The organism is Stenotrophomonas maltophilia group sp. Smal13 (assembly GCF_030236855.1).
Classification (GTDB): Bacteria; Pseudomonadota; Gammaproteobacteria; order Xanthomonadales; family Xanthomonadaceae; genus Stenotrophomonas; species Stenotrophomonas maltophilia_A.
This window is the reverse complement of the sequence record NZ_JASJSQ010000020.1, coordinates 1-26,490: the sequence shown is the minus strand read 5'-3', so window position 1 is coordinate 26,490 and position 26,490 is coordinate 1. Positions and strand designations below refer to the sequence as shown.

The window sequence follows — 26,490 nt, the reverse complement described above, 5'->3', positions numbered from 1 at the left end:
GGGGCTGCCCAGGACACGCCGTAAACCCATCCCTGGGGGCTCGATGGCGCCATCCATGGCGCCAACGGTCCTGGTCAGCCCCCTGCGCCATCACCAGATGATTTCACGCGAGCGCGGGAAGTAACGGCGGCGGCGAGCAAGTAAAACGAAAACGCCGGGCAATGCCCGGCGCTTCGCATCCCGTCTGGTGGAGAGCCCCCCTTTGTTAAGGGGGGCGCGCCAGCGGCGCGGGGGATAGGTGAAATGCGCGGGCAATTCACCGGAGGTGGATCAGTTCTGAGGAACGACGTTCCTCAGAACTGGCCACCGAACGTGAATTGCAGACGTTCGATCTTGTCATCGTCTTCCTTCTTCAGCGGGAAGGCGTAGCTGATCGAGATCGGGCCGACCGGGGCGCGCCACAGCAGGGCCACACCGGTGGACACGCGCAGTTCGTTGGCCTTGAAGTTCTTGGTGCCGTTGTAGACGTTACCGAAGTCGACGAAGGCGGACACGCGTGCCGACGGGCTGTCGAACAGGCGCGGGAAGTAGGCTTCGACCGAACCGACGGTCTTCAGCGAACCACCCAGCGGCTGGCCTTCCGGGTAGCCGTTGGTGACTTCGCGCGGGCCGAGGGTGTTGTCTTCGAAGCCGCGCACCGAGTTGGTACCGCCGGCGTAGAAGTTCTCGAAGAACGGCAGGCCGCTGGCGGTCACCGTACGGGTGGTGCCGTCCGGGTTGGTCAGCGTGCGGGTGTAGTCGTTGCCATAGGCATCGCCGTAGCCCACTTCGGCACGGGTGTTGATCACCAGCGACGGCATGATCGGCCAGTACTTGCTGATCTGGTAGTTCAGCTTGTAGTACTCGATGGTCGAACCCGGCAGCGTGGTTTCCAGGCCGATGCGCTGGTAGGTACCGCGGGTCGGCATGAAGTAGTCGTTGCGCGAGTCGCGCGCCCAGCCCAGCTCGGTGCGCCATGCATGGAACGTGCGCTTACCGACGGCGTTGATGTAGTCGATGATCGACTGCGGGGTCGAGCCCTGGTAGGTGGTGATCTGGTTGCTGTCGATGCCGAACATCAGCGAGACGGTATCGGTCTCGGTGATCGGCACGCCGAACACCACCTGCGCCGAACCATTGGTGCTGTTGTACTGCGCGGTGTTGAAGTCGGAGTAGTCCAGTTCGCGCCAGGACAGGTTGTAGCCCAGCGACACGCCGTCATCGGTGAAGTACGGGTTGGTGTAGCTGAAGCCGTAGCGCTGCAGGTAGCTGCTGCGCGAGGCTTCGACCGACACGCGGTTGCCGCCGCCGAGGAAGTTGTTCTGCGACAGCTGCACCGAGGTGGTCATGCCGTAGGACTGCGAGTAGCCCAGGCCGAACACGAAGCTGCCGGACGTGGTTTCCTTGACGTTGTAGACGACGTCGACCTGGTCGTTGCTGCCGCTCACGGCCGGGGTTTCAACGTCCACCGACTCGAAGTAGCCCAGGCGCTGCAGGCGGATCTTGGAGCGGTCGATCGCGGCCTGCGAGTACCAGCTGTTCTCGAACTGGCGCATTTCGCGACGCATCACTTCGTCGGACGTACGCGTGTTGCCACGGAACAGGATGCGACGCACCGATACGCGCGGGCCGGGCACGACCTGCATGTTGATCGCCACGGTCTGCTCGGGGCGGTTGGTGGTCGGGATCGGGTTCACCTTGGCGAACGCGTAGCCGATGTTGGACAGCGAGTTGGTGATGGTGTCCGAGCTGAATTCCAGCAGCGCACGCGAGAACGTGTCGCCGGACTTCTGGATCACCATGCGCTCGACGTCCTCCTGCGGAAGGATCGTGTCGCCGCTGACCTTGATCTCGGAGATCTTGTACTGCGCACCTTCGGTCACGCCGGCGGTGAGGAACATGTCGCGCTTGTCGGGGCTGATCGACACCTGGGTCGAATCAATGCTGAAGTCGACATAGCCGCGGTCGAGGTACCAGGAATTGAGCTTTTCCAAGTCGCCGGACAGCTTTTCCTTGGAGTACTGGTCGTCACGGCGGTACCACGATGCCCAGTTGTGCTCCTTGGACTCCCAGGTCTCCAGGATGTCCTTGCTCTCGAACTTCTCGGTGCCGACCAGGTTGACGTGACGGATCTTGGCCGCCTTGCCTTCCTTGATGGCGATCGCGATGTCCACGCGGTTGCGGTCCAGCGGGCTCACCGTCGGGGTGATCTCGACGTTGTACTTGCCGCGGTCGTTGTACTGGCGGCGCAGTTCCTGGGTCACGCGGTCCAGGCTCAGGCGATCGAAGGTGCCGCCCTCGGTCAGGCCGATGTCGGACAGGCCCTTGAGCAGCTGCTCGGACTTGATGTCCTTGTTGCCGGTCACGGTCAGCTTGTTGATCGCCGGGCGTTCCTTGACGGTCACCACCAGGATGCTGCCCTGGCGGTCCAGCTGCACGTCTTCGAAGAAGCCGGTCTTGTACAGGGCGCGGATGGTCTCGCCGACCTTGTTGTCGGTGACCGTCTCGCCACGCTCCACCGGCAGGTAGGTGAATACCGTGCCCGAGCTGATGCGCTGCAGGCCATCCACGCGGATGTCGCTGACAGTGAAGGGCTCGGCTGCCTGGGCCAGGGCGGGAGCGCCGGTGACGGCGGCGAGGGCGAGGGCCAGCAGGCGGCGATTGGGGAGTCGCGTCATGTCACGTCCGGTAGGAAGGTCGATTTCATTGGTGCGGGATGCCGACGCTGTAGACGGCAACAACGTGGAAAAGTTCATCGCGGGACCAGGCCGAGGATGTCGTTGTAGAACGCCAACCCCATCAGCCCGGCCAGCAACGCCAGGCCGATGTACTGGCCGGCGGCGATGGCACGCTCGCTCAGCGGGCTGCCCTTGACCAACTCGATAAGGTAATACAGCAGGTGGCCGCCGTCCAAGATCGGGATCGGCAACAGGTTGATGATGCACAGGCTGAGTGACAGCAGGGCAAGGAACTGCAGGAACCAGTCCAGGCCGCGTTTGGCCGAGATGTTGGCTACCCGGGCGATGGTGACGGGCCCGGAAACGTTCTGCAGCGAGGCTTTGCCGGTGACGATGCGGCCCATCATGCCCAGCGAATCGGCCGCCAGGCGGCCGGTTTCGCGCACGGCCACGGTGACCGCGTCGAGCGGGCCATAGCGCAGCAGGGTGTCGTAGGGAGGGCTGAACGAGGTCGGGAACTGCACGCCGATCTGCCAGATCGGCTCGCCCTTTGAATCCTTGCCCTGGCGCGGGGTGACTTCCAGCGCCAGGCGCTCGCCGCCCCGCAGGACCTCGATCATGCCCGGGCCGCCGGCGCGGCCCAGCGTCTGGATCTCGCCGATGACCTGGTCGGCGCCGTCGATGCGCTGGCCGTCGATCGCTACGATCAGATCGCCCGGCTGCAGCTGCCCGGCCACCACGGAGTCCGCGGTGAGCGACTCGACCAGCGCCGGTTGCAGCCACGACTGCCAGTACAGGCCAGCCAGGATCGGCACGCGCCGTTCATCGAAGCCGGGGGGCAGCTGCGACAGCGGCAGGCTGCGCACGCGCACCTGGTCGGCCGGGTCCAGCACTTCCAGCTTCACGTCGCGGCGGTCCATCGCGGCGGCGGTCAGCGCCATGCTGGCCTCGCCGAGGGTGACCACTGGGCGCTCGTCCACGCGCAGCACGCGGTCGCCGCTGGTCAGGCCGGCGCTGGCGGCGATGCCGCTGACACGGCCGATGGTCGGCGAATAATCCTGCTTGCCGATCACGAACATCGCCCACAGCAGCAGGATGCACAGCAGCAGGTTGGCGATCGGTCCGGCGGCGACGATGGCGATGCGCTGCCAGACGGTCTTGTGGTTGAAGGCCTGGCCGCGCTCGTGCGGGTGCACTTCGACCTCGCGCTCGTCCAGGAACTTCACATAGCCACCCAGCGGGATGGCGGCGATGGCGAACTCGGTGCCGTGCCTGTCCCGGCGCGACCACAGCGGCCGGCCGAAGCCGACCGAGAAGCGCAGGATCTTGACCCCGCACAGGCGCCCGACCCAGTAATGCCCGAACTCGTGGAACGTGACCAGCAGCCCGAGGCTGACAATCATCCACCAGACCGATCCGATGAAGTCAGTCATGCAGGCTCACAGTGGCGGGCAGGGGCGGCGTCGTCATGCTGGGCGAGGCGGTCGTTCAGGCGGCGTCGATGGCGTTCAGGGTCAGCTGGCGTGCCCGCTGGTCGGCGGACAACAGGACCTCCAGTGTATCGGCTGGCTGGGTCGGCAGTGTTGAAAGAGCGTTAGCAACCAGCTCCGGGATGGTCAGGAAACCGATCCGGCCCTGAAGAAACGCTGAAACCGCCTCTTCATTGGCAGCGTTCAGCACCGCCGGGGCGGTGCCGCCGGCCTGCATCGCCTGCCAGGCCAGGGCCAGGCAGGGGAAGGCGTCGGTGTCCGGGGCCTCGAAATCGAGCCGGCCCTGGGCCAGCAGATCCAGTCCGGATACGCCCGATTCGATGCGTTGTGGCCAGCCCAGGCCAACGGCCAGTGTGGTGCGCATGTCCGGCAGGCCCATCTGCGCCAGGGTTGAGCCGTCCACGAACTCGACCAGCGAGTGGACCAGGCTTTGCGGGTGCACCAGCACTTCGATGCGCTCACCGGGGATGCCGAACAGGTGGTGGGCCTCGATCACTTCCAGGCCCTTGTTCATCAACGTCGCCGAATCGACCGAGATCTTCGGCCCCATCGACCACTTCGGGTGGGCAACGGCCTGGGCCGGGGTGACCTGGGCCAGTTCGGCGCGGCTGCGGCCACGGAACGGGCCGCCGGAGGCGGTCAGCAGGATCCGGCGCACGCCGGCGCCATCCACGCTGGCATCGCGCGAGCGCAGGCACTGGAAGATCGCGCTGTGTTCGCTGTCGATCGGGATGATCTCGGCGCCGGCGCGTTCAGCGGTGCGGGTCAGCAGCTCACCGGCCAGCACCAGCGATTCCTTGTTGGCCAGCAGGATGCGCTTGCCCGCGGCGGCGGCGGCCAGGGTGGAAGACAGCCCGGCCGCACCGACGATGGCGGCGACCACGGTGTCGCAGGCATCGCTGGCGGCCAGCTGGTCCAGCGCGGCATGGCCGGCATGCGCCTCGGTGGCCAGTCCGGCATCGCGCAGGCCATCGCGCAGCTCAGCGAACAGCGATTCGTCGGCGATCACCGCGTGCGCGGGCCGGTGCTGGCGGCACAGTGCCAGCAACGCCTGCACCTGACGACCGGCGGCCAGCACGGTGGCCTGGTAGCGCTGCGGGTGGCGGGCGATCACGTCCAGCGTGGAGGCACCGATCGAGCCGGTGGCGCCGAATACGGCGACCCGGCGCAGGTCTGCGACAGCATTCATGGTCAGAACCCGAAGATTTCCTTGCCGAGTGCGAACACCGGCACTGCAGCCAGGACGCCGTCGACACGGTCGAGTACGCCACCATGGCCCGGAATCAGGTGGCCCGAGTCCTTGGCGCCCGCGTGGCGCTTGATCAGGCTTTCGAACAGATCACCCAGCACCGAGGCGAATACGGCCACCACCGAAGTGATCAGCAGGCCCGGCAGGTGTGCGGTATCGATGCCGGCCAGCCAGCCCAGGCCGACGGCCACGGCGACACCGGCCAGCAGGCCGCCGAACAGGCCTTCCCAGGTCTTGTTGGGGCTGATGCGCGGGGCCAGCTTGTGCTTGCCGAAGTGACGGCCGGCGAAATAGGCGCCCGAATCGGCCGCCCAGACCAGTGCCAGCGCAGCCAGCAGCCACAGGTGGCCCTGCTTGCCCGGCGGATCGCCGCCGGCATGGATCAGCACCAGCGCGGCCCAGGCCGGAACGATGGCCAGCGTACCGGCCAGCATCTTCACGATGCGCGAGGGTGCCGACGGCTGCGCGCCGAAATTGAAGAAGCGCAGCCAGACCAGCGCCGCCAGCCACCAGGCAACACCGGCCAATGTGGTGATCTGGAACAGCACCAGCGTGCTGCCATCGGCCCACACCAGCAGCACCATCAGCAGCAGGTTCAGTACCAGCAGCACGGTGCGCGCCAGGGTGTCTTCGATGCCGGCCAGCTTCAGCCACTCCCACAGGCCGATCAGCAGCACCGCAGCGGCCGCCGCTGCCAGCCATTGGGTCGGCAGCAGCAGGATCGCGGCAATGGCGACCGGCGCCATGATCAGCGCGGCAAGGACTCGGGTCTTGGTCATGGGCTGGAAGTCTCGGTGGCCAGTGCGGCGATCTGGGCGCTGGTCAGGCCGAAACGACGCTCACGGCTGCCGTAGGCGTCCAGCGCCTGCTGCAGCAGGGCGGGATCGAAGTCTGGCCACAGTGCCTCGGTGAACCACAGCTCGGTGTACGCCAGCTGCCACAGCAGGAAGTTGCTGATGCGGGTGTCGCCACCGGTGCGGATGAACAGGTCCGGTGGCGGCAGGTCGGCCAGGGCGACCTGGCCGCCCAGCAGCGATTCGTCGATCTGTTCGGGCAGCAGGCGGCCGGCGGCGACTTCAGCGGCCAGCGCGCGCGCGGCACGGGCGATGTCCTGGCGGCCACCGTAGCTGGCGGCGATCGACAGGGTCAGGGTGGTGTTGTCTGCGGTGCGCTGCTCGGCCAGCTGCATGCGGCTGACCAGCCCGGCACCGAAGCGTTCGCGCTCGCCGATGAAGCGCACGCGCACGCCACGCCGATGCAGCTCGTCCACTTCGCGGTCGAGCGCGCCGAGGAACAGCTTCATCAACGCATCGACTTCTTCCTGCGGCCGGCCCCAGTTCTCGCTGGAAAACGCGAACAGGGTCAGCGCCGGAATGCCCAGCTCAAGGCAGCGCTCGATGGTGCGGTTGACCGCACGCGCGCCGGCCCGGTGGCCGATCACGCGCGGACGACGGCGCTGCTGTGCCCAGCGTCCATTGCCATCCATGATGATGGCAATGTGGCGGGGCAGGGCGGCCGGCAACGGAGGCGGGACTGAAGGCATCGACTTCAGACCGACAGCAGTTCTTTTTCCTTGTCGGCAACGACCTTGTCGACGTCCTTGATGTTGGTGTCGGTCAACTTCTGGATGTCGTCCTCACCGCGCTTCTTCTCGTCTTCGCTGATCGCCTTGTCCTTGACCAGCTTGGCGATTTCCTTGTTCGCGTCCTGACGGATGTTGCGGATCGCGATCTTGGCGCCTTCGCCTTCCTTCTGCACCTGCTTGGCCAGCTCCTTGCGGCGCTCTTCGGTCGGCGGCGGCATGTTGATGCGGATCGCGGTGCCCAGGGTGTTCGGGGTGAACTCGGCGTTGTAGAGACCCTTTTCGATCTCCTTGATCATGCTCTTGTCGAACGGCGTGACCAGCAGCGAGTGGGCGTCGGCGTTGGAGATCGATGCGACCTGGTTCAGCGGGGTGCTGGCGTTGCCATAGGCGCTGACCGTGACGCGGTCCAGCAGGGCCGGGGTGGCGCGGCCGGTGCGGATCGAGGTGAGGGTGTGCTTCAGAGCGTCGATGCTCTTGGCCATGCGCGTCTGCGCGTTGTTCTTGATGTCGTTGAGCATCGCCCGGTCCTGGGTGTAACTGGAATCGGGCGATTATAGGCGAATACGGGACGCTGCCGGGCCAGAATCGGCCCGGAGCTCGCCTGGCGCTCAGGCTCAGGCCGGGTCGCGGCCCTGGACCAGGGTGCCGATGTTCGCGCCGCTGAGGATCTTCAGCAGCTCGCCCGGCTGGCCCATGTCGAACACGCGCATCGGCAGGTCGCTGTCACGGGCCAGTGCGAAGGCCGCGGTATCCATCACTTCCAGGCCGCGGCGGATCACTTCGTCGTAGCTCAGGCTGTCGAAACGGACCGCGTCGCTGTGCTTGTTCGGGTCCTTGTCGTACACGCCATCGACCTTGGTGGCCTTCAGCAGCAGGTCGGCACCGATCTCGATCGCACGCAGCGCGGCGCCGGAGTCGGTGGTGAAGAACGGGCTGCCGACGCCGGCGGCGAAAATCACCAGGCGGCCCTTTTCCAGGTGGCGGATGGCGCGGCGGCGGATGTAGTCCTCGCACACGTCGTTGATCTTGATCGCGCTCATCACGCGGGCCTTGGCGCCCAGCTTTTCCAGGGCGTCCTGCATGGCCAGGGCGTTGATGACCGTGGCCAGCATGCCCATCTGGTCGCCGGTGACCCGGTCCATGCCGCCAGCGGCCAGGCCGGCGCCGCGGAAGATGTTGCCGCCGCCGATCACCAGCGCCACTTCGGCACCGGCCTGCTGGGCTTCGATGACCTCACGGGCCAGGCGATTGATGATCTTCGGGTCGATGCCGTAGTCCTCATCTCCCATCAGCGCCTCCCCGGACAGTTTCAGAAGGATGCGACGATAGGCGAGCTTGGACATGGGGACCTCGGGTGCGTGGAAATCGCGGGCGATTCTACGCGCATGCGGCGTTGGGCCAAAGTGTTTTGTGCACTGCGGCGCGAAATCCTGCCGTCCGCCCCGCTCACGCGGGGCGTCCCGTTCAGCCCAGCTCGGCGCCGGCGGTGGCTGAAAGCTCGTCGTGGCCGAGGGCGCCGGGGGAGCGGGCGATCACCCGGTTCCGGCCCAGGTTCTTCGAGCGGTACAGCACATCGTCGGCTGCGCGCAGCAGGTCCTGCACGTCGGCAAAGCGTTCGTAGCCGCCCTGGGTGGCCACGCCGGCGGAGAAGGTGACGAACAGCGGGCCTCCCTCCAGCTCGGCCATCGGCGTGGCGACGATGTTGGCCAGCACACGCCGGATCACGTCCAGCGCCACCGATTCACTGGTGTTGGGCAGCAGCGCGACGAATTCCTCGCCACCGAAGCGGGCCACGGTGTCGCTGTTGCGCAGCTGGCCCTGCAGCTTGCCGGCAAAGGCGCGCAGCACCTCGTCACCGGTCAGATGGCCGTGGGCATCATTGATTTTCTTGAAGTCGTCCAGGTCGATGAAGGCCACCGACAGCGGCCAGCCCTGGCGCCCGGCGCGCAGGAACTCCTGTTCCAGCACCGCCTCCAGCTGGCGGCGGTTGAGCACGCCGGTCAGGGCGTCGCGGTGGGCCTGGTCGGCCAGGCGCTTGGCCCGCGCCTCGAATTCGTCGGCGCGGCGGCGTGCCTGATCGGCATCCTGCAGCTCGCGCAGGTTGCGCAGGGTGGCCAGTTCCTGCGCGTGGTCGATCAGCTCACGGACCCGCGAGGGCGAGTTCAGGCCGGCCTCGAACAGGCTGGCGATATCCGGCAGGGCATCGCTGATGCGGGTCAGCACCTGATCGAAACGGGCGCTGTCGAGCTCCAGCCGGTCATGCACCTGGTGCAGGGCGCGTTCGCGGGCGGCATCGGCGTCTTCGTCCAGCCAGATGTCGGCAACAGCGCCGGACAGCTGCACGCATGCCTGGAACGGCGAATCGGCAGCGTCGTCGTCCTCGCTGTGGCTGATGCTTTCCACCAGGTAGCGCGGCAGGCCCCACTGTTCGGCCACCCAGGCGCCGACATCGGCGTGGCTGCAGCCCAGTTCCTCGCGCTCGCGTGCGACCAGATCGGTATTGTCACGGGCTTCGCGCAGCAGTGGCAGGTAGCGCTCCGATTCGGCCTGGGCCAGGCACAGCACGCCCAGGTCCTGCAGCAGCCCGGCCAGCATCAGTTCCTCCAGCCGGCGCAGGCCGCGTGCCTGGCCCAGCTGGCTGGCGGCCAGGGCGCTGAGAATGCTGCGCTTCCACGCGCGCTGGCGCAGGTCGTGGTCGGCACCGCCGCCACCGGTCAGGCCCTGGGTGACGGTGAAGCCGAGGGCGAGGCTGATCGTGGCATTCAGGCCGAGCATGGTCAGCGCCTGGCCGAGGTTCTCGATGCGGCGGCGGCTGGCGTACAGCGGCGAATTGGCGATGCGCAGCATGCGAGCGCTCAGCGCCATGTCGATGGCGATGATGTCGGCGGCGGTGGCGATATCCGCTTCCGGGTCCTGGGCCAGCTCGATGATGCGCAGGGCAATACCGGGTGGCGAGGGCAGGTTGCGGCAGAGCGCCAGGGCAGCTGTCAGCTCGGGAGGCATGTCGGGTCGTTCAATTCCATTGGGACAAGAATACCTAGGAATGCATCACAGTCCGCGATTTTCGTTCCTGCTATGTGACTGTGGATTCCCTGCGCCGAGTATCGGCTTGATTCGCGCGCAACGCAAAGGTGCCGGTTGTGCGCACCAACGGTGCGCACCCACCGATGGGGCATGGGTTCATCCCTTGGCCCATACATAAAAAAAGAGCCGCGGTTTCCCGCGGCTCCTTCTGGTCGCTTCACAGCCGGAAGGCTGGAATCAGACCTGCATCGCCTTGGCAACTTCAGCGGCGTAGTCTTCCACCACCTTCTCGATGCCTTCGCCGACGATCAGCAGCTTGAAGCCAGCCACGTCGGCGCCAGCGGCCTTGACCACCTGCTCGACGGTGGTGTCGCCCAGCACGTAGGTCTGGCCGTACAGGGTCACGTCGCTGACGATCTTGTTGATCTTGCCGCTGATGATCTTTTCCAGGATCTCGGCCGGCTTGGCCTTGTCCTTTTCGGACATCTTGGCCAGCTCGATTTCCTTTTCCTTCTCGACGAACTCGGCCGGGACGTCCGCAGCCTTGTTGTGCGGCGGCTTCAGGGCTGCCACGTGCATGGCCAGGCCACGGGCCAGCTCGACGTCGCCGCCGACCAGGTCGACCAGCACGCCAACCTTGCCGTTGGTGTGGACGTAGGCGCCGATGGTGTTGTTGCCATCAACCTTCACCATGCGACGGATCTGGATGTTTTCACCCAGGGTCTGCACGGCGGTGGCGCGGGCTTCTTCAACGGTGCGGCCATCGGCCAGCTTGGCAGCCTTCACGGCTTCGACGTCGTTGGCGCCCGATGCCAGGGCGGCAGCGGCGACGGCATTGACGAAGGACTTGAAGTTGTCATCGTTGGCGACGAAGTCGGTTTCCGAGTTGACTTCGACCAGCACGGCCTTGCCGCCATCCTGGGCCAGGCCCAGACGGCCTTCGGCGGCCACGCGGTCAGCCTTCTTGTCGGCCTTGGCAGCGCCGGACTTGCGCATGGCTTCAGCAGCAGCGTTGATGTCGCCGTTGGCTTCGGTGAGAGCCTTCTTGCATTCCATCATGCCGGCGCCGGTGCGCTCGCGCAGTTCCTTGACCAGGGAAGCAGTGATTTCCACGGGATTACCTCACGAAAGAAAGGGGTTGGGCCGGCATGGTGGCCGGCCCGTGTGACACGGTCCTGTCACGCGCCAAAGGCTGCGCGCAGGGAGGGTGGACGCCGGGCGTCCACCCCGGGGCCTGGATCAGGCCTGGGCGTCGTCGCCCTTCTTGGCAGCCTTCTTGGCCGGAGCGCGGCGGGCCGGCTTCTCTTCGCCTTCAGCAGCGGCTTCGGCGAACTCTTCCTCACGCACCGAAGCAGCGTGCGGAGCAGCAGCCTTGCCTTCCAGCACGGCGTCGGCAGCGGCGCGGGCGTACAGCTGCACAGCGCGGATGGCGTCGTCGTTGCCCGGGATGGCGTAGTCCACCAGTTCCGGGTTGTAGTTGGTGTCGACCACGGCGATGACCGGGATGCCCAGCTTCTTGGCTTCCTTGATCGCGATGTCTTCGTGGCCGATGTCGATCACGAAGATGGCGTCCGGCAGACGGTTCATGTCCTTGATGCCGCCCAGCGAGGCTTCCAGCTTGTCGCGCTCGCGACGCAGGCCCAGCACTTCGTGCTTGACCAGCTTCTCGAAGGTGCCGTCGGTTTCACCGGCTTCCAGTTCCTTCAGGCGGGCAACCGACTGCTTGACGGTACGGAAGTTGGTCAGGGTGCCGCCCAGCCAACGCTGGTTCATGAACGGCATGCCGCAACGCTCGGCTTCTTCCTTGATGGTTTCGCGGGCGCTGCGCTTGGTGCCCAGGAACAGGACGGTGCCGCGCTTCTGGGCAACCGACGAGATGAAGTTCATCGCATCGTTGAACAGCGGGACGGTCTTTTCCAGGTTGATGATGTGGATCTTGCCGCGGGCGCCGAAGATGTACGGAGCCATCTTCGGGTTCCAGTAGCGGGTCTGGTGGCCGAAGTGGACGCCGGCTTCCAGCATCTGACGCATGGTGACCTGGGGCATTGCAATACTCCTGATATGGAACCGGCGATTCCGCCCGCGGGATAGGTATGCGGGACGCGTGGAAGCGCGGATGGTTCCGGGGTTGGGCTTCCCTGTTGCCTCCGTGGCCGAACTCCTTGCGGAGCACCCCGGCACGGATGGGGGCAGCAGGTGTGGATTCACCGGTGACGTCCGGTGTGGACGGTCTCCCGCGCACGCAGGCGGCAGGAATCCGGTCGATTATAGCCCGCTGGGAGCGCTCGCTGCAATTGCCGGGTCCGGCGCGGTCAGATCGACCACGCGGCCGTCCTGCAACCGGGCCTGGAAATGGCCACCGGCGTAGCCGTCGGCATGGACGGGGAGGGCCCAGCGGCGTTCCCGGCCCGCCAGCAGGTAGCCGGCCAGTCCCGGCAGCAGCAGGGTGCGGCGTCCATCGCCGGCGACGAACGCAAGATCGTGCAGGCGGGCGTGAACGGAACCTGCGTTGCGCAGTCGCAGAAGAGGCTGCGACGTGCCGGGCTCGATCCCGGCATGCAGGTCCGGCCGCGCCAGGGGCGTCGCATGCCCCCGAAACAAGGGCAGCGAGTAGCGTGGCAGGCCCTGTCCGCTGGGGCTCAGGATCACCCGGTAGGCCTGCTCGACGGCAACGGGCGACGTCTCCCGAGGCAGCAGCCAGATGCGTTGACGGGTGCCGGGCGGGAGGTCGAGCCGGGCGGGGCTGGCCAGGATCTGGTCGCTGGGCCGCAGCTTTTCCGCATCGACCTGCTGTTCCCAGGCCAGGATCCGAACCTCGCCCTGCCAGCGGCCGGGCCCGGGGTTGTACAGCCACAGCTCGCCGTGCCCCCCTTCGGCGGGCAGCTGCAGGGTGGTGGGCACCAGGTCCAGCGCCGCAGCGGGCAGTGCCAGCAGCAGTGCCAGCAGGCTCAGCAGGATGCGCATCAGTAGATGAGGGTCACGGCAGGCGCCGCGTCGTCGCTGTCGGCCGGCGGCGCGAGGTCGCGGATCTGTTGCGGAAGCTCGGGCGCGTCGCTGCGCCGGTGCGGTGCCGTGCATCGGGTGTTGCCGGCATCACTGCTGCAGCCCTCGACCACAGTCAGCCGGATCTGCAGGGAGGTGCTGCCGGGATCGGCCCACGCGGGCGTACTGGCGACCAGCATCGCCCCGATCAGAAGTGCGCGAACCACCTGCCATCCACCGTACTGTAGGACCCGTTGCGCGGTATCGGCCGGATCGGCCGAATCTGTAGGCTCGACTGCCAGTCGACTGGTCCTGGCGCAGGAGGGATGCGCACATCCACGCACGGCGTGGATCTACCGGAACCCACCCCGGTGGGTGCCGACCATTCCAATCCATCCCGGTGGATGCCGACCGTTGGTCGGCACACAGGTCAGTAAGTGATCGTCACCTGCACCAGATCGTTGTAGGTACCGGCCGGGGGCTGGCCGGTGACCGGCGGCACCCGGCCATGGATGGTCAGCTGCTGCGCGCTGCCACTTCCGGTGCCGCCAACGGTATCGACGTTGAGGGTATTGCCCCAGCGCAGGCTGCGCGCGGCGTCGCGGTACAGCTCATAGGGGAGGTAGTAGGTGCCGCTGCCAATGGTGGTGGCCATGCGCCGGGTGGTGGAGGCGGCGGGGTTGTTCTGGCCGTTGTTGAGGCTGATCTGGTAGGCGGTGTTCTTCAGGCAGGTCAGCGTGAGCGTGGCGGTCCGGTCGATGTTGGCGGGAATGCTGCCGGTGACGTTGCCGAAGTCCATGTTGGTGGTGACGTAGCTGCCGCATTGCGGCAGCACGTTGGCAGTGGCAGTGAAGCTGAAGGCCGCACTGGCGCTGTTGGTGCCGGTTGCGCCGCCGTTGCAGGCGGCCGGCACGGTGGCGTTGCCGAGCAGGACTTCATTCCAGGCCCAGGTGAGCACCACGTTGGCGCCACTGAAGGTGCTGCTGTAAGCACCCGAAGCGAGGATCTGGTTGGCGGGGATCTGCGCGAACAGCTGCACGGATTGCGCACCGCTGCCGCCGGTCAGCAGCGGCACGTTGTAGCTCATGGTCAGTTCCTGCGCCGGCGGCGTGCCGCGTGGCACCAGGCCGGTGACCTGGCCGTAGCTGGCGTTGTTGTAGAGCTGGAAATTCATGGTGTCGCTGCTGGAAGTGGACATCGTGCGGAAGGTGGAGCTGCTGCCGCCGCCACTGCCTGCGCCGACACCCACGCAGACGCGGACGCCGGTGGTGGCCAGCAGGCTCAGTGCGGCGGTGGTGCAGGTCACCGTGATGTTCAGCGTCGCCGCCGTAGGGCCGGGAGCGTTGCTGTTGATGTTGCCGAACGGCAGGGTCGGGTTCGCGGTTGCCGTGCAGACCGCTGTCGCCTGGGCCGGTAGTGCCGCGAGCAGGCCGGCGAACAGCAGCATGCCGAGCAGCAGCACTCTCATGGCGCCACCTCCGGGATGCACGGCAGCGGTGCCGGCTTCGGCCGGGCGCCGGACGCCACTACCTTGGGCTGCTCGGGTACCTTCACCCGGCACTGGCCGCGGCTGGTGGTGATGTACAGCACGCTGCCGGCAGCGACGTCTTCCAGATACAGCAGGCCGTCATAGCCCACCGTGGCCTGGCGTCCGCCGGGCAACTGCACTTCGCTGCCCACTTCCAGCGGCTGCCCGTCCATGCTCTGCAGCGTCAGGCTCAGAGAGGGCCGCGAGCGCAACTGGAATGTCACGTGGGTCCCAGCGCGCTGGCGCGGCGTCACCCAGTCCTCGATGCGGTCGGCACGCATGTCCTCGGGCAGGTCCAGGGTGTCGATCGAGACCCGGTTGCGCTGCCAGGACAGCAGCGGGCTGACCAGCAACAGGCCACGATCATCGGTGACGCCGATCAGGCGGTTCTCCAGCCGCACCGGCACGCCACCGACACCATTGGTGCTGATCACCGCGAATGCATCGGAGACCTCGCGGGTGGCAAACGCGTGCCCGCCCATCCAGACCAGGCTGCCACTGGCGCTGCCGTAGGCATAGTTGAGCCCGCCCTGGCGCGAGGCCCCGAAGGAGTAGCGGCCGACGTCATTGAGGATGCCGACTTCGGCCAGGCCGCCACTGCCGTCCTCGCCGTGGCGCACCTGCGCGCGCCAACCGATGCCGCCTGCACTGCCATCGCCGGGCACCGGCTGGGTGACGTCGGCCACCCAGGTCTGGCTGTCGCCATTGCGCTGGCTGGACAGGCTGGCCTGGCGGTTGTTGCCCAGGCTGGCCGTCACCGACAGATAGATGCTGCGGTCATCACTCTGGTCCAGGTTCTGGTTCACCGAGAGGTAGGCTGACCAGCGCTGGCTCCAGGTACGCGACCAGAACAGGCTGGCGTAGCGGTTGTCTTCGCCATCGGGGTAGCGCAGCCGCAGGTAGCTGGCGCTGAGCGTGCCCAGCCGCAGCAGATCCGCGCCGACCGTGGCCTGTTCGCTGATGCTGGGTGGCAGGTTGCCCTGCAGTGCGCCCAGGTCGCGGTAATCACCATGGCTGCGCATAGTGCGCAGATTGACGTTGAGTCGGCGGTTGTTCCAGCTGTAGCCCAGTGCCCATTGCCCGCCCTGCAGGCCGTGATAGTCACTGTGCGCATAGGCGGCGTTGAACACGCCCGCGCCACCCAGCAGCCACCAGCCGCCGATGCCGGCCTGGGCCAGGCCACCACCGCCTTCGGCATGAGCCTCGCCGGTGAACGTGTCACTGATGCCACCGCGCCAGCTGGCACTGGCCACGGTGCGGTCGTCGTAGGCGAAGGAGCGTTGGCCGAAGTCCTCACGCAGGTGGCCGATGCCGGCGGACCAGTCCGACAGGCCCTTGGCCAGCAGCTGCTGGGTGCCATAGAAGCTGAAATCCAGGGTCTGCATGCGGCCGAACGCATCGGTCACCACCACCTGTGCGCTGCCGGTGCCGCTGATCCCCGGCTGTGCGGCCAGCTGGAACGGGCCCACCGGGACCTGGCCGCTGTACTGGCGCAGGCCATCGACGTACAGCTCGACCGTGGACGGCACCACCGCCTGGCCGAGGAAACTGGGCGTGGGGGTCAGCACGCGATAGGGCTGCAGGCCGTAGTTGCGACCGATCTGCAGGCCACCCAGGCGCACCGGACGGGTCCAGTCGACGAAGCCGCTGTAGAAATCGCCGACCTCCAGCGTCATCGCCTGGTCGGGGAAATCCAGGCTCCAGCGCGTATCCAGGCGCACGCTCTCCCCTCGCCAGCGACGGTCGCCAGGCTGCTGGTAGCGCCTGCTGACCGCGGTGTTTTCGAAGGTGCCGTTGCCGACGCCGAACAGGCGCAGTTCGGAGCTCAGGCTGAGGTTGCCCAGCGTATCCACCCGGCTGCCATACACGTCGTAGTTGAGCAGCAGTCCGGGTGAGGTACTGCCTGCGGGCGCGCGTGTCTGCGGGCGGCTGAGCACGGTGGTTGGCAGGGTCAGCTGGTCCAGTGGCACGTCCAGCGCCAGGGTCTGCAGGCGTGCGTCATAGCGCACCACCGCGCCGCTGATCTGGTCCAGGTACACCGGTGCATCGCCGTGGGCGTTGAAGCCGAGCTGGCGCAGTACGTCGGGGCTGGCCTGCAGGCGGCCACGGTTCTCGATGAAAGGCAGCAGTCCGCGTGGGGTGCTGTTGAGCGAAACGTCCAGGTACAGCGTCTGGTTGGCGGTCAACGGTGTGGGCGGTGGCAGCATCGCATCGGCGGAGATGCCTGATACATCGGCGGTGGCGGTAGCCGCTGCACCGGACACATCGGCGGCTTGGGTCGCCGCAGGAGCCAGGGCAGCAAGCAGCGCGCCCATCAACGCCTCAGCGAGCCGATGGGGGCGACAGCGGCGTCTGTTCCGACTCGCCATTGAGCTTGGCCGTGATCTGGTCGTTGTCGCGGTCGATCGCCGTGCGCTCGATCGGCCAGCGCATCACCTGCCCGGGCAGCACGTAACCCAGCAGTCCGGGATGCACGATGCGTGGGCGCGTGGGGCTGCCCAGCGCAAGATCGGCGATCTGCGCATAGCTGTTGCCTGCGTTGGCCACCTCGACGCCGTTGCGGCCATCGGGCAACTGCACCAGGCGGGCCTGCAGCTGCGGCGCAAGCTTGCCGGCGGCGGGCTGCACGAACACCGGTATCGAATAGCGCAGCACGAACTGCATGCCGTCGGCGCGGGTGGCCAGGTCGGGCACCTCGTCGACAATCAGCCTGTAGTACTGCTGTGCCGGCGGTGGCGTCCTGTCCGGACGCATCACCCGGACCAGCTGCTGCTGCCCGGCAGCCAGTTCCTGCATCGGCGGGGTGACCACCAGTTCATCGGTGGGCAACAGTTGCTCCTGGCCGTCCTGCTGCACCCAGCGGAACACCCGAACCTGCAGCTTCACCGGCGAGGTGCCACTGTTGGTCAGCCAAAGCTCGCCGGCACGCTGGCGCGCTTCCAGCTGCAGGCTGGTCGGGGCGACCTGCAGGCTGGTGGCTTCGACCGGGGCGGCGAATACCAGGCTCAGGACGAGCAGCGCCACGCCGGTGGCGCGCCACGGGCGGGGTCCGGCCATGCGGGCGTGCTCCATCAATAGGTGATCGTGGCGGTAACCGTATCCAGGTAGTTGCCGGTCGCCGGGTTGTTGGTGCTCAGGTTCAGGATCTGGCCGTAGACGATGTAGGGCACGGCCAGGCCGGTGCCGATGCCAGCCTGGGTGTTGGTGCCGGAGGTGGCACCCCAGACCAGGGTGTGCGCGGCGTCCTGGTAGAGCTGGTAGCCGACGTAGTTGTTGGCGGTCACCGCGGCGTTGGTGTTCTTCATCCGGCGAGTGGTGACGTCATTGGCGGTGCTGGCATTGGCACCCGCATTCAGTGAAATCGTGTACGGGGTCAGTGCCGAGCACTGGGCGGTCACCGTGCCCTGGCCCAGGGTGGGGGTCGCGGTGGTCGAGGCCGCCGTGCCGAAGTCAACGTTGGTGGCGGCAGCAGCCGTGATCGTGCAGGCCTTGGTCACCACCAGGGTGACATTGAAGGTGGTGGTGTCTGCGGCCAGGGCCGGGCCGGACAGCAGGACCCCGGCCAGGGCCCAGGCAAGCGGGGAACGAAGCGCGGATCGCATGGACAACCTCCCTGACCCGAAGGTCCGTTGAACAAGGCGAAGGCGGCACGTTCGGCACCGCTTCGGCGACGGTGACCCCAGCTTAGGAGGCGTAAGTGTCTGTATTCCGTGATAAACAGGGAGACGAAAGGGGGGCGGCGATCACGCTTTCACTTTCCTTGCCGGAACCGTGCATGGCCCGGATCGCCAGTTGGGTGGCGTTCGTTCAGATTGTGGCCGGATCGGCGATAATGGGGGCCATGAGCGTGAATCTGAAAACCCCGCAGGAAATCGAGATGATGCGAATCGCCGGCCGCATGGCCAGCGAAGTGCTCGACATCGTCACCCCCCACGTCAAGCCCGGTGTCACCACCGAGGAACTGGACCGCATCTGCCACGACCACATCGTGAACGTGCAGGGCGCCGTTCCGGCCAACGTCGGCTACCGCGGCTTCCCGAAGACCGTGTGCACCTCGGTCAACAACGTCATCTGCCATGGCATCCCCAGCGAAGGGAAGGTGCTCAAGGATGGCGACATCATCAACATCGACGTCACCGTCATCAAGGATGGCTGGCACGGCGACACCAGCCGCATGTACTTCGTCGGCACCCCGTCGGTGATGGCCCGCCGCCTGGTGGAAACCACCTACGAAGCCATGTGGCGCGGCATCCGCGCGGTGCGTCCGGGCGCGACCCTGGGCGACATCGGCCATGCCATCCAGAGCTATGCCGAAGGCGAGCGTTTCAGCGTGGTGCGCGAGTACTGCGGCCACGGCATCGGCAAGGTCTACCACGATGAGCCGCAGGTGGTGCATTACGGCCGTCCGGGCCAGGGCCTGGTGCTGCAGCCTGGCATGACCTTCACCATCGAGCCGATGATCAACGAGGGCACCCGCTACAACAAGGTGCTGCCGGATGGCTGGACCGTGGTGACCAAGGACCGCAAGCTGTCGGCACAGTGGGAGCACATGATCGCGGTCACCGAGACCGGCGTGGACGTGCTGACCCTGTCGCCGGGCGAGTCGCAGGTCTCCTGACGATGCTGCCGGCGAGTTCGCTGCTGGACACGCCGGCCGCGTCGCTCAACGACCCGGACTGGGCTGCTGCCGCGCGCCAGGCGCTGCAGCAGGCCGACGCGCGCCTGTACCGCCGCTTCGACCAGGGCGACAACATCGAGCGCCTGCTGGCACTGCGCGCGCGCGCTGCCGACCATCTGATCCGCCTGGCCTGGCAGCGCTGCCTGCCGGCCGACAGTGGCCTTTCACTGTTCGCGGTGGGTGGGTACGGACGCGGTGAACTGTTCCCGCGTTCGGACATCGACCTGCTGGTGTTCGGCGATCCGCCGGCACAGCTGGCCCATGAGGCGGCGCTGGCGCGCCTGTTCGCGCTGCTGTGGGACTGCGGATTGGCCGTCAGCCATGCGGTGCGTTCTTCATCGCAGTGCCGCGAGGCGGCAGCGGACCAGACCGTGCTGACCGCGCTGATCGAGGCGCGCCCGATCCTGGCCGATGATGTGGCGCGCCGCGCGCTGCGCGAGGCCGTCGACGATCGTGAACTGTGGCCGGCGCGCACCTTCTTCCTGGCCAAGCTGGAAGAGCTGCGCAACCGACACCAGCGCTTCGGCGACACCGCCGACAACCTGGAGCCGGATCTGAAGGATGGCCCCGGTGGGCTGCGCGATCTCAACACGCTGGGCTGGATGGCACTGCGTGCCTTCGGCGTGCGTGACCTGGAGGCGCTGGTCGGGCTCGGCCATCTGGGCGCAGACGAAGCCGCAGCACTGAAGCGCGAACGTGCGGTGCTGGCGCGGCTGCGCTTTGGCCTGCATCTGGTCGCGCGTCGCCCGGAAGAGCGCCTGCGTTTTGATTACCAGAAGACCCTGGCGGCACGCCTGGGCTTTGAAGACGATGCCGAGAATCTCGGTGTCGAGAAGATGATGCAGGGGTTCTACCGTGCTGCACTGGTGGTGCGCCGGATCAGCGACCGCCTGTTGCAGCGCTTCGAGGAGCAGTTCGACGGCGAGGCGCAGCCGGAGCCGTTGACCGTGGGTTTTTCCCTGCGCCGTGGTTACCTGGCGGCCAACGAAGCCGACTGGCCGCGCGGCGACATCGGCCAGGTGTTCGCGCTGTTCGCCAGCTGGGCCAACAATCCGCAGGTGCGCGGCCTGCATTCGCTGACCGCGCGTGCGCTGGCCGAAGCGCTGCCACTGCTGCCGGCCTACGACCAGGCTGATGCCGATGCACGCGAGCAGTTCCTGGCGCTGCTGCGCGGCCAGCGCCCGGTCGATACGCTCTCGCGCATGGCGCGGCTGGGCGTGCTTGGCCAGTGGATTCCCGCGTTCGCCCAGGTCAGCGGGCGCATGCAGTTCGACCTGTTCCATGTCTACACCGTCGACCAGCACACGCTGATGGTCCTGCGCAACATCGGCCTGTTTGCCAGCAGCCGTGCCGACGAGCGCTTCTCGATCGCGCACGAAGTGTGGCCGCGCCTGCGCAAGCCCGAGCTGCTGCTGCTGGCCGGCCTGTTCCATGATATCGCCAAGGGCCGTGGCGGCGACCACTCGGAACTGGGCGCGGTGGACGCGCGCGCGTTCTGCCAGGCGCACGCGCTGAGCACGTCCGATACCGAACTGGTGGCGTGGCTGGTCGAACAGCACCTGCGCATGTCGGTGACCGCGCAGAAGCAGGACATCGCCGATCCGGAAGTGATCCATCGCTTCGCCACCCTGGTCGGCAGCCGCGACCGCCTGGACTACCTGTACCTGCTGACCTGCGCCGACATCGCCGGCACCAGCCCCAAGCTGTGGAATGCATGGAAGGACCGCCTGCTGGCCGACCTGTACTTCGCCACCCGGCGCGCGCTGCGCGAGGGGCTGGAACACCCGGTGCCGGCGGCCGAGCGCGTGGCCGAAGCGCGTGACAGCGTACGCGCGCTGGTGCGCGAGCGGGGTTACGACGATGCCACCATCGATCGCCAGTTCGCGGTGATGCCCGACGAAGGCTTCATCCGCCTGCGCCCGGAGCAGCTGGCCTGGCAGGCTGCCGCGCTGGTGCCGGTGAAGCAGGGCCAGGCGCTGGTGAAGGTACGCCGGATCAGTGTCGACGATCCCGCGCTGGAAGTCTTCGTGCATTCGCCGGACCGCGACGGCCTGTTCGCAGCGATCGTGATGACGCTGGACCGCAAGGGCTACGGCATCCACCGCGCACGCGTGCTGGACGGTCCGGCCGATACCATCTTCGATACCTTCGAAGTGAACCCGGCCGATACCTTCGCCGATGGCAGCAGTGCCAACCTGGAAGCGGCGCTGCGCGACGCACTCAGTGGTGACCTGTCGCGCCTGCGGCCGTCACGCCGGGTGGTGCCACGGCAGCTGCGGCACTTCCGCTTCGCCCCGCGCATCGAATTCCGCGATGAGCCGGGCGCAACCCGTTTCGCCCTGGTCGCCCCCGACCGCCCCGGCCTGCTGGCCGATGTGGCGTTCGTGCTGCGCAATCAGGGCCTGCGCGTGCATGATGCGCGCATTGCCACGTTCGGCGAACGCGCCGAAGACACCTTCGTGATCAGTGACGAACACGACCTCCCCCTGACTGAACCTGCCCGGCAGCAGCTGCATGACGCGATGCTGGCCTGCCTGGACCCTGATCGAAACGCCGGAGACCCCGCCTGATGGCCACCAAGCCCGCCAAGAAGACCGCCGCGACCCCCAAGAGCGCAGCGGCCCGGAAACCTGCTGCTGCCGCACCGGCCGCGAAGAAGACCCCAGCGCCGAAGAAGGCCGCTGCGGTGACGGCCCCGGCGAAGAAAGCGGCTGCGGTGAAGCGTGCTGTGAAGAAGCCGGCGCCGGCCAAGAGTGCCGAAGCGGTCCGCGCCGAAACCATCGCCCGCAAGTCGCTGCGCAAGCCGTCGGCCCCGGGCGTGGAAGAGCTGAAGTTCGGCATCGAGAGTGCCTTCGAGCGCCGCGCTACCTTGACCCTGCACGAGCTGGAAGGCTCGACCAAGCCGCTGGTCAACCGCGTGATTGACGGCCTGGAGAGCGGTGAGTTCCGTGTTGCCGAGCCGGACGGCCAGGGTGGCTGGAAGGTCAACGAGTGGCTGAAGAAGGCCGTGCTGTTGTACTTCCGTGTCAATGACATGGCCGTGGTCGACGCCCGTCCGGCGCCGTTCTGGGACAAGGTCGAATCGCGCTTCGCCGGCTATGACGAGGCGAAGTTCCGCCGTGGTGGCGTGCGCGTGGTGCCGGGCGCGATCGCCCGCCGCGGCACCTACTTCGGCAAGGACGTGGTGCTGATGCCGAGCTTCACCAACATCGGCGCCTACGTCGGCGAAGGCACCATGGTCGATACCTGGGCCACCGTCGGCTCTTGCGCGCAGATCGGCCAGCACTGCCATCTGTCCGGCGGCGCCGGTATCGGCGGCGTGCTGGAACCGCTGCAGGCCAGCCCGACCATCATCGAGGACCACTGCTTCATCGGTGCGCGCTCGGAAGTGGTGGAAGGCGTGGTGGTCGGCCACCATAGCGTGATCGGCATGGGCGTGTTCCTCAGCCAGAGCACCCGCATCTACAACCGTGCCACCGGCGAAATCACCTACGGTTACATCCCGCCGTACAGCGTGGTGGTGTCAGGCTCGCTGCCGAGCAAGGACGGTACCCACTCGCTGTACTGCGCGGTGATCGTCAAGCAGGTTGATGCCAAGACCCGCAGCAAGACCAGCGTCAACGACCTGCTGCGCGGCCTGGCCGACTGAAGGTGACTGCGCCGGAGGATCTGGCGCAGTCCGCGATCTACCGGCATCCGTCCGACACCCTGGTCGGGCGGATGCTGCCGCGCCTGCTGCACGCCCCGCGCTGGACCCGGCTGCGCCGCGCGCTGTCGCGGCGCTGGCCGATGCCGGCGCTGGTCAGTGACGTGCGCGATGTGGTCTACGTGAGCTGGTGGGTCGACGTGCGTCACGCACCGATGCCACCACCAGGCCATCACTACGTGGTCCATGCCGGACGCACGCCTTACACCATCCTCAGCTACCGTCACGGCCACTTCGGGCCCGCGCTGGCTGGGCCGCTGCGTTCCCTGATGCCGTCGCCACGGCAGAGCAACTGGCGCTGGTACCTGCGTCGTGACGACGATCCGGACGGGACGCCGGTGGTGCTGTTTGATCGCAACGTGATGGACCAGCTGGCCTTCGTCGCCGGCGCGCGCGTTTTCAGCGATGCCATGCAGCCGCATCTGTCCGCGCGCTTCGAGCATGTGGTGCGCACCGATGGCGATGGGCACACCCTGATCGAAGGTGGGCAGGGCAGTGCGCCGAGGTTGCACCTGCAGTGGCAGGCCGCTGCAGGCTGGGAGGATGTGGCGGCGTGGGCGGCGGCCTTCGGCAACCATCAGGCCCTGCTGCGTTTCCTCACCTGCCAGGACGAGGCCATCGCCCGTACCTGCGACGGCCGCTGGGCCAGCACCCGCATCGCGCTGCCGGTGGAGATCGACAGCCTGCAGCCCCTGCGCCTGATCGGTGAGCAGCAGTGTCCGCGGCTGCAGGCGATGGACTTGGCGCTGCAGGAAGGGCTGGCCTTCCGGCTGCCACGGGTGCCGTTCCGGGTCGTGTCCGAGCGCCTGTTGTGAGATTCTGGCCCTCTGTTTTCCAGCATCACAGATGGCCATGAGCACCACTGTCTACGGTTTGAAGAACTGCGATACCTGCAAGAAGGCGACCAAGTGGCTGGACCGCTTCGGCGTGCCTTACACCTTCGTCGATTACCGCGAGAACAAGCCGAGCCCGGAAACGCTGCTGGCATGGGCGGCGCAGCTGGGTGGCCTGGCCGCGATGGTCAACAAGTCCTCCACCACCTGGCGGCAGCTGCCGGACAACCGCAAGGCCGCCGACTCCGAGGCCGAATGGAAGCTGCTGCTACGCGAGTACCCGCAGCTGATCAAGCGCCCGCTGGTGGTCACCGCCGACGGCGCGGTCAGCCAGGGTTTCAGTGACAACGGCTTCAAGGCCCGCTTCGGCGTGGGTGACGCATGAGCGCGGTCCTCGACCTGACCTGCGAACTGATCGCACGACCCTCGGTGACGCCGGATGATGCTGGCTGCCAGACACTGCTGGCGGCACGCCTGAAGCAGGCCGGGTTCCAGTGCGATCACCTGCGCCTGGGCGAGGTCGACAACCTGTGGGCGACCCATGGCCAAGGCGCGCCGGTGCTGGTGCTGCTGGGCCACACCGACGTGGTGCCGACGGGCCCGCGCGAGGCCTGGGCCAGCGACCCGTTCACGCCGCAGATCCGTGACGGCGTGCTGTACGGCCGTGGCACTGCCGACATGAAGGGCAGCGTGGCGGCGTTCGTGGTGGCGGCCGAGCAGTTCGTGGCCGCACATCCTAATCACCCCGGCACGCTGGCGGTGCTGTTGACCAGCGACGAGGAAGGCGATGCCATCGATGGCGTGCGCCACGTCGCACGGCTGTTCGCCGAGCGCGGCCAGCGCATCGACTGGTGCATCACCGGCGAGCCGTCGTCGACCGCGACGCTGGGTGACCTGCTGCGCGTGGGTCGTCGTGGCAGCCTGTCGGCCAGGCTGCGCGTGCAGGGCGTGCAGGGCCATGTGGCGTATCCGGAGAAGGCACGCAACCCGATCCACCAGGCGGCGTCGGCCCTGGCCGAGCTGAGTGCACGGCGCTGGGACGACGGCTACGAGAGTTTCCCGCCGACCAGCCTGCAGATCTCCAACATCCATGCCGGCACCGGTGCCAACAACGTGATTCCTGGCGAGCTGGAGGTGGATTTCAACATCCGCTACAACCCGCACTGGGATGCACCGAAGCTGGAAGCGGAGATCACCGCATTGCTGGACCGCCATGGCCTGCAGTACACGCTGAAGTGGCACCGCAGCGGCGAGCCGTTCTACACCCCGGAAGGCACACTGCGCGCCACCGCGCGTGCGGTGCTGGCCGAGCACATCGGCCGTGCGCCGGAAGAAAGCACCGGCGGCGGCACGTCAGATGCACGCTTCATCGCACCACTGGGTGCACAGTGCATCGAAGTGGGGCCGGTCAACGCCAGCATCCACCAGGTGGATGAGAACGTACGCGTGGACGATCTGGAAGCGTTGCCGGGGCTGTACCAGCGCCTGGTGGAACGGCTGCTGGTGGGAACCCGATGACGGAATGAATTCCGCGAGGGTGGGTGCCGACCGTTGGTCGGCACGCCTCCCGCCGGGGCCGCTTCTCTACTCGGAAAAGATGAAGAACGGCGGCTCGACCGCTTTCTTCCAGTAACTTGGCGCGGCCATGTAGAAGTGTTGCGCCTCGGCTCTGGCGAACCAGCGCGCCGCCGCGTCGGTGTCTTTCTCCACACCCGGCGCACTGCGGCCCAGCAGCAGACCGGCGAAGTACTGGCCGAACACATTGCCCTTCTCACCGGCGCGCTGGTACAGCTGCAGCGCACGCGCCGGATCGCGCGGCAGTCCCATGCCTTTCTCCAGCAGCGCGCCCAGGTCGACCTGCGCTTCGGCGTCGCCGTGCTCGGCACGACGCTGGATCTGCGCCACCAGCGGATGCACGGTGTCACCCTGTGCGGCCACCGCATCCGGCAGTCGCGACGACGAACTCGGGTAGCGCTCGTAGATCATTCCGCGCAGGTCCCAGCGCAGCGCCTGCTGCGCGTCGCCTCGCTGGCGGTAGGCCTTGGCGAGCCCGTAGAACGCATAGGGATTGCCGTGGTTGGCAGCCGCCAGATACGCGCGTTCGCCACGTCGCCAGGACGCGCGCAGGACAGGTGCCGGGTTGATGTGGGGGCTGTCGGCATGCTGCAGCGTACCGGAGGTCCAGATCCGTCCCAGTGCTTCTTCCGCTTTGGAGTTGCGGAAGGTCCAGGGCGTGATCGCGGCAGCACGCTCGTAGTAGGTAACGGCGCGCGGATCGTTGAATCGTTCGAAGGCCTGCGCAGTGTCCCAGGCTCCGTCGAAGCTGCCGTCGGTGCCGCGTTGCTCCAGTGCCTGCTGCTGCGCCAGCGGCAGCGTGGAGGGCGGAGGCAGGGTCTGGCAGGCGGCCAGGCCCAGGCAGAGCAGGGCGGCCAGCGCCGCGTTGCGTCCAGTGCGGTGTTGCATTTCCATTACACGTTTCACGGCGGGCCATTATGCGCGCCGGGGAGTGGTTGCCAACGCAACGGTTGCGCCGTGCCGGAAACCGGGGTAGGGTCGATGCCATGTCGATCCGCCTGGCCACCGCCGTCAATAACAACAACCGCAATAATCTGCGCGCGAATAATCGTGCGCGGCCGATGCGGGACTGCGCCCTGGGTAGATAGACAGCAACACACGCCCGGACACCAGAAAACCCGCATCAGCCGATGCGGGTTTTGTTGTGCCCGGGCGCAGCCCCACCCGGGCCTGGATGGCCGGT

General features: G+C 67.2%; 23 protein-coding genes. 6 read left to right on the top strand and 17 right to left on the bottom strand.

Annotated features, from left to right (window positions below; translation table 11 throughout):
• Nucleotides 1-293: 293 nt before the first annotated feature.
• From bamA to QRO95_RS09210, 16 genes are all read right to left on the bottom strand, one after another.
• Nucleotides 294-2,657, bottom strand: a complete 2,364-nt coding sequence (gene bamA / locus QRO95_RS09285) for an outer membrane protein assembly factor BamA (RefSeq protein WP_049436473.1) — start codon at nucleotides 2,655-2,657, stop codon at nucleotides 294-296.
• Between the two features lie 74 nt (nucleotides 2,658-2,731).
• Entirely contained in the window at nucleotides 2,732-4,090 is a 1,359-nt protein-coding gene (rseP, locus tag QRO95_RS09280) for an RIP metalloprotease RseP (RefSeq protein ID WP_032127946.1), read from the bottom strand.
• A gap of 55 nt (nucleotides 4,091-4,145) precedes the next feature.
• Nucleotides 4,146-5,336 (bottom strand): 1-deoxy-D-xylulose-5-phosphate reductoisomerase, encoded by a 1,191-nt coding sequence (locus tag QRO95_RS09275; RefSeq protein WP_049399539.1) that lies wholly within the window; start codon nucleotides 5,334-5,336, stop codon nucleotides 4,146-4,148.
• Nucleotides 5,337-5,338: 2 nt separating this feature from the next.
• Entirely contained in the window at nucleotides 5,339-6,175 is an 837-nt protein-coding gene (locus QRO95_RS09270) for a phosphatidate cytidylyltransferase (RefSeq protein WP_010486331.1), read from the bottom strand.
• Nucleotides 6,172-6,939: a polyprenyl diphosphate synthase gene (gene uppS, locus QRO95_RS09265; protein WP_285302371.1), complete on the bottom strand. Its 768-nt coding sequence runs from the start codon at nucleotides 6,937-6,939 to the stop codon at nucleotides 6,172-6,174. The genes QRO95_RS09270 and uppS overlap by 4 nt, the downstream gene beginning before the upstream one ends.
• Nucleotides 6,940-6,944: 5 nt before the next feature.
• The gene (frr, locus tag QRO95_RS09260) at nucleotides 6,945-7,499 is read right to left on the bottom strand and encodes a ribosome recycling factor (protein WP_032127942.1); all 555 of its coding nucleotides are present in this window, start codon (nucleotides 7,497-7,499) and stop codon (nucleotides 6,945-6,947) included.
• Nucleotides 7,500-7,595: 96 nt separating this feature from the next.
• On the bottom strand, nucleotides 7,596-8,324 hold the full coding sequence (gene pyrH, locus QRO95_RS09255; protein ID WP_032127941.1) for a UMP kinase: 729 nt from the start codon (nucleotides 8,322-8,324) through the stop codon (nucleotides 7,596-7,598).
• A 121-nt stretch (nucleotides 8,325-8,445) separates the two neighbouring features.
• Complete coding sequence (locus QRO95_RS09250) at nucleotides 8,446-9,984, bottom strand: GGDEF domain-containing protein (protein WP_049399536.1); 1,539 nt, start codon at nucleotides 9,982-9,984, stop codon at nucleotides 8,446-8,448.
• Between the two features lie 258 nt (nucleotides 9,985-10,242).
• The gene (tsf, locus tag QRO95_RS09245; protein ID WP_032127939.1) at nucleotides 10,243-11,118 is read right to left on the bottom strand and encodes a translation elongation factor Ts; all 876 of its coding nucleotides are present in this window, start codon (nucleotides 11,116-11,118) and stop codon (nucleotides 10,243-10,245) included.
• Between the two features lie 126 nt (nucleotides 11,119-11,244).
• On the bottom strand, nucleotides 11,245-12,051 hold the full coding sequence (rpsB, locus tag QRO95_RS09240; protein WP_005408748.1) for a 30S ribosomal protein S2: 807 nt from the start codon (nucleotides 12,049-12,051) through the stop codon (nucleotides 11,245-11,247).
• 219 nt (nucleotides 12,052-12,270) lie between these two features.
• Nucleotides 12,271-12,969, bottom strand: coding sequence for a molecular chaperone (locus tag QRO95_RS09235; RefSeq protein WP_049463629.1), 699 nt, complete (start codon nucleotides 12,967-12,969; stop codon nucleotides 12,271-12,273).
• Nucleotides 12,969-13,187: a hypothetical protein gene (locus QRO95_RS09230; protein ID WP_049399532.1), complete on the bottom strand. Its 219-nt coding sequence runs from the start codon at nucleotides 13,185-13,187 to the stop codon at nucleotides 12,969-12,971. The genes QRO95_RS09235 and QRO95_RS09230 overlap by 1 nt, the downstream gene beginning before the upstream one ends.
• A 230-nt stretch (nucleotides 13,188-13,417) precedes the next feature.
• Nucleotides 13,418-14,455 carry a spore coat U domain-containing protein gene (locus QRO95_RS09225; RefSeq protein WP_049463631.1) on the bottom strand — a complete coding sequence of 346 codons (1,038 nt, stop codon included), beginning with the start codon at nucleotides 14,453-14,455 and terminating at the stop codon, nucleotides 13,418-13,420.
• A complete protein-coding gene (locus QRO95_RS09220; RefSeq protein ID WP_285302369.1) occupies nucleotides 14,452-16,830 on the bottom strand; it encodes a fimbria/pilus outer membrane usher protein in 2,379 nt (792 codons plus the stop codon). Before QRO95_RS09220 ends, QRO95_RS09225 begins: the two co-directional genes overlap by 4 nt.
• Before the next feature lie 7 nt (nucleotides 16,831-16,837).
• Nucleotides 16,838-17,587, bottom strand: a complete 750-nt coding sequence (locus QRO95_RS09215) for a molecular chaperone (protein WP_049399527.1) — start codon at nucleotides 17,585-17,587, stop codon at nucleotides 16,838-16,840.
• Nucleotides 17,587-18,117 (bottom strand): spore coat U domain-containing protein, encoded by a 531-nt coding sequence (locus QRO95_RS09210; RefSeq protein ID WP_032127934.1) that lies wholly within the window; start codon nucleotides 18,115-18,117, stop codon nucleotides 17,587-17,589. Before QRO95_RS09210 ends, QRO95_RS09215 begins: the two co-directional genes overlap by 1 nt.
• 173 nt (nucleotides 18,118-18,290) lie before the next feature.
• On the opposite strand from QRO95_RS09210, the gene map reads away from it, so the two are divergent.
• Genes map through dapE form a run of 6 tightly spaced genes read left to right on the top strand, consistent with a single transcriptional unit; the run spans nucleotide 18,291 to nucleotide 25,250 of the window.
• Complete coding sequence (gene map, locus QRO95_RS09205; protein WP_080355365.1) at nucleotides 18,291-19,133, top strand: type I methionyl aminopeptidase; 843 nt, start codon at nucleotides 18,291-18,293, stop codon at nucleotides 19,131-19,133.
• A gap of 2 nt (nucleotides 19,134-19,135) precedes the next feature.
• A complete protein-coding gene (locus QRO95_RS09200) occupies nucleotides 19,136-21,763 on the top strand; it encodes a [protein-PII] uridylyltransferase (RefSeq protein WP_032127932.1) in 2,628 nt (875 codons plus the stop codon).
• Entirely contained in the window at nucleotides 21,763-22,842 is a 1,080-nt protein-coding gene (dapD, locus tag QRO95_RS09195) for a 2,3,4,5-tetrahydropyridine-2,6-dicarboxylate N-succinyltransferase (protein ID WP_032127931.1), read from the top strand. Before QRO95_RS09200 ends, dapD begins: the two co-directional genes overlap by 1 nt.
• Before the next feature lie 2 nt (nucleotides 22,843-22,844).
• A complete protein-coding gene (locus QRO95_RS09190) occupies nucleotides 22,845-23,714 on the top strand; it encodes a hypothetical protein (protein WP_285302368.1) in 870 nt (289 codons plus the stop codon).
• A gap of 31 nt (nucleotides 23,715-23,745) precedes the next feature.
• A complete protein-coding gene (locus QRO95_RS09185; RefSeq protein ID WP_204305881.1) occupies nucleotides 23,746-24,117 on the top strand; it encodes an arsenate reductase in 372 nt (123 codons plus the stop codon).
• Nucleotides 24,114-25,250 carry a succinyl-diaminopimelate desuccinylase gene (dapE, locus tag QRO95_RS09180; RefSeq protein ID WP_285302367.1) on the top strand — a complete coding sequence of 379 codons (1,137 nt, stop codon included), beginning with the start codon at nucleotides 24,114-24,116 and terminating at the stop codon, nucleotides 25,248-25,250. Before QRO95_RS09185 ends, dapE begins: the two co-directional genes overlap by 4 nt.
• Before the next feature lie 66 nt (nucleotides 25,251-25,316).
• Here dapE and QRO95_RS09175 read toward each other — a convergent pair whose 3' ends face one another.
• Nucleotides 25,317-26,195 (bottom strand): tetratricopeptide repeat protein, encoded by an 879-nt coding sequence (locus QRO95_RS09175; RefSeq protein ID WP_121504084.1) that lies wholly within the window; start codon nucleotides 26,193-26,195, stop codon nucleotides 25,317-25,319.
• Nucleotides 26,196-26,490 lie beyond the last annotated feature (295 nt).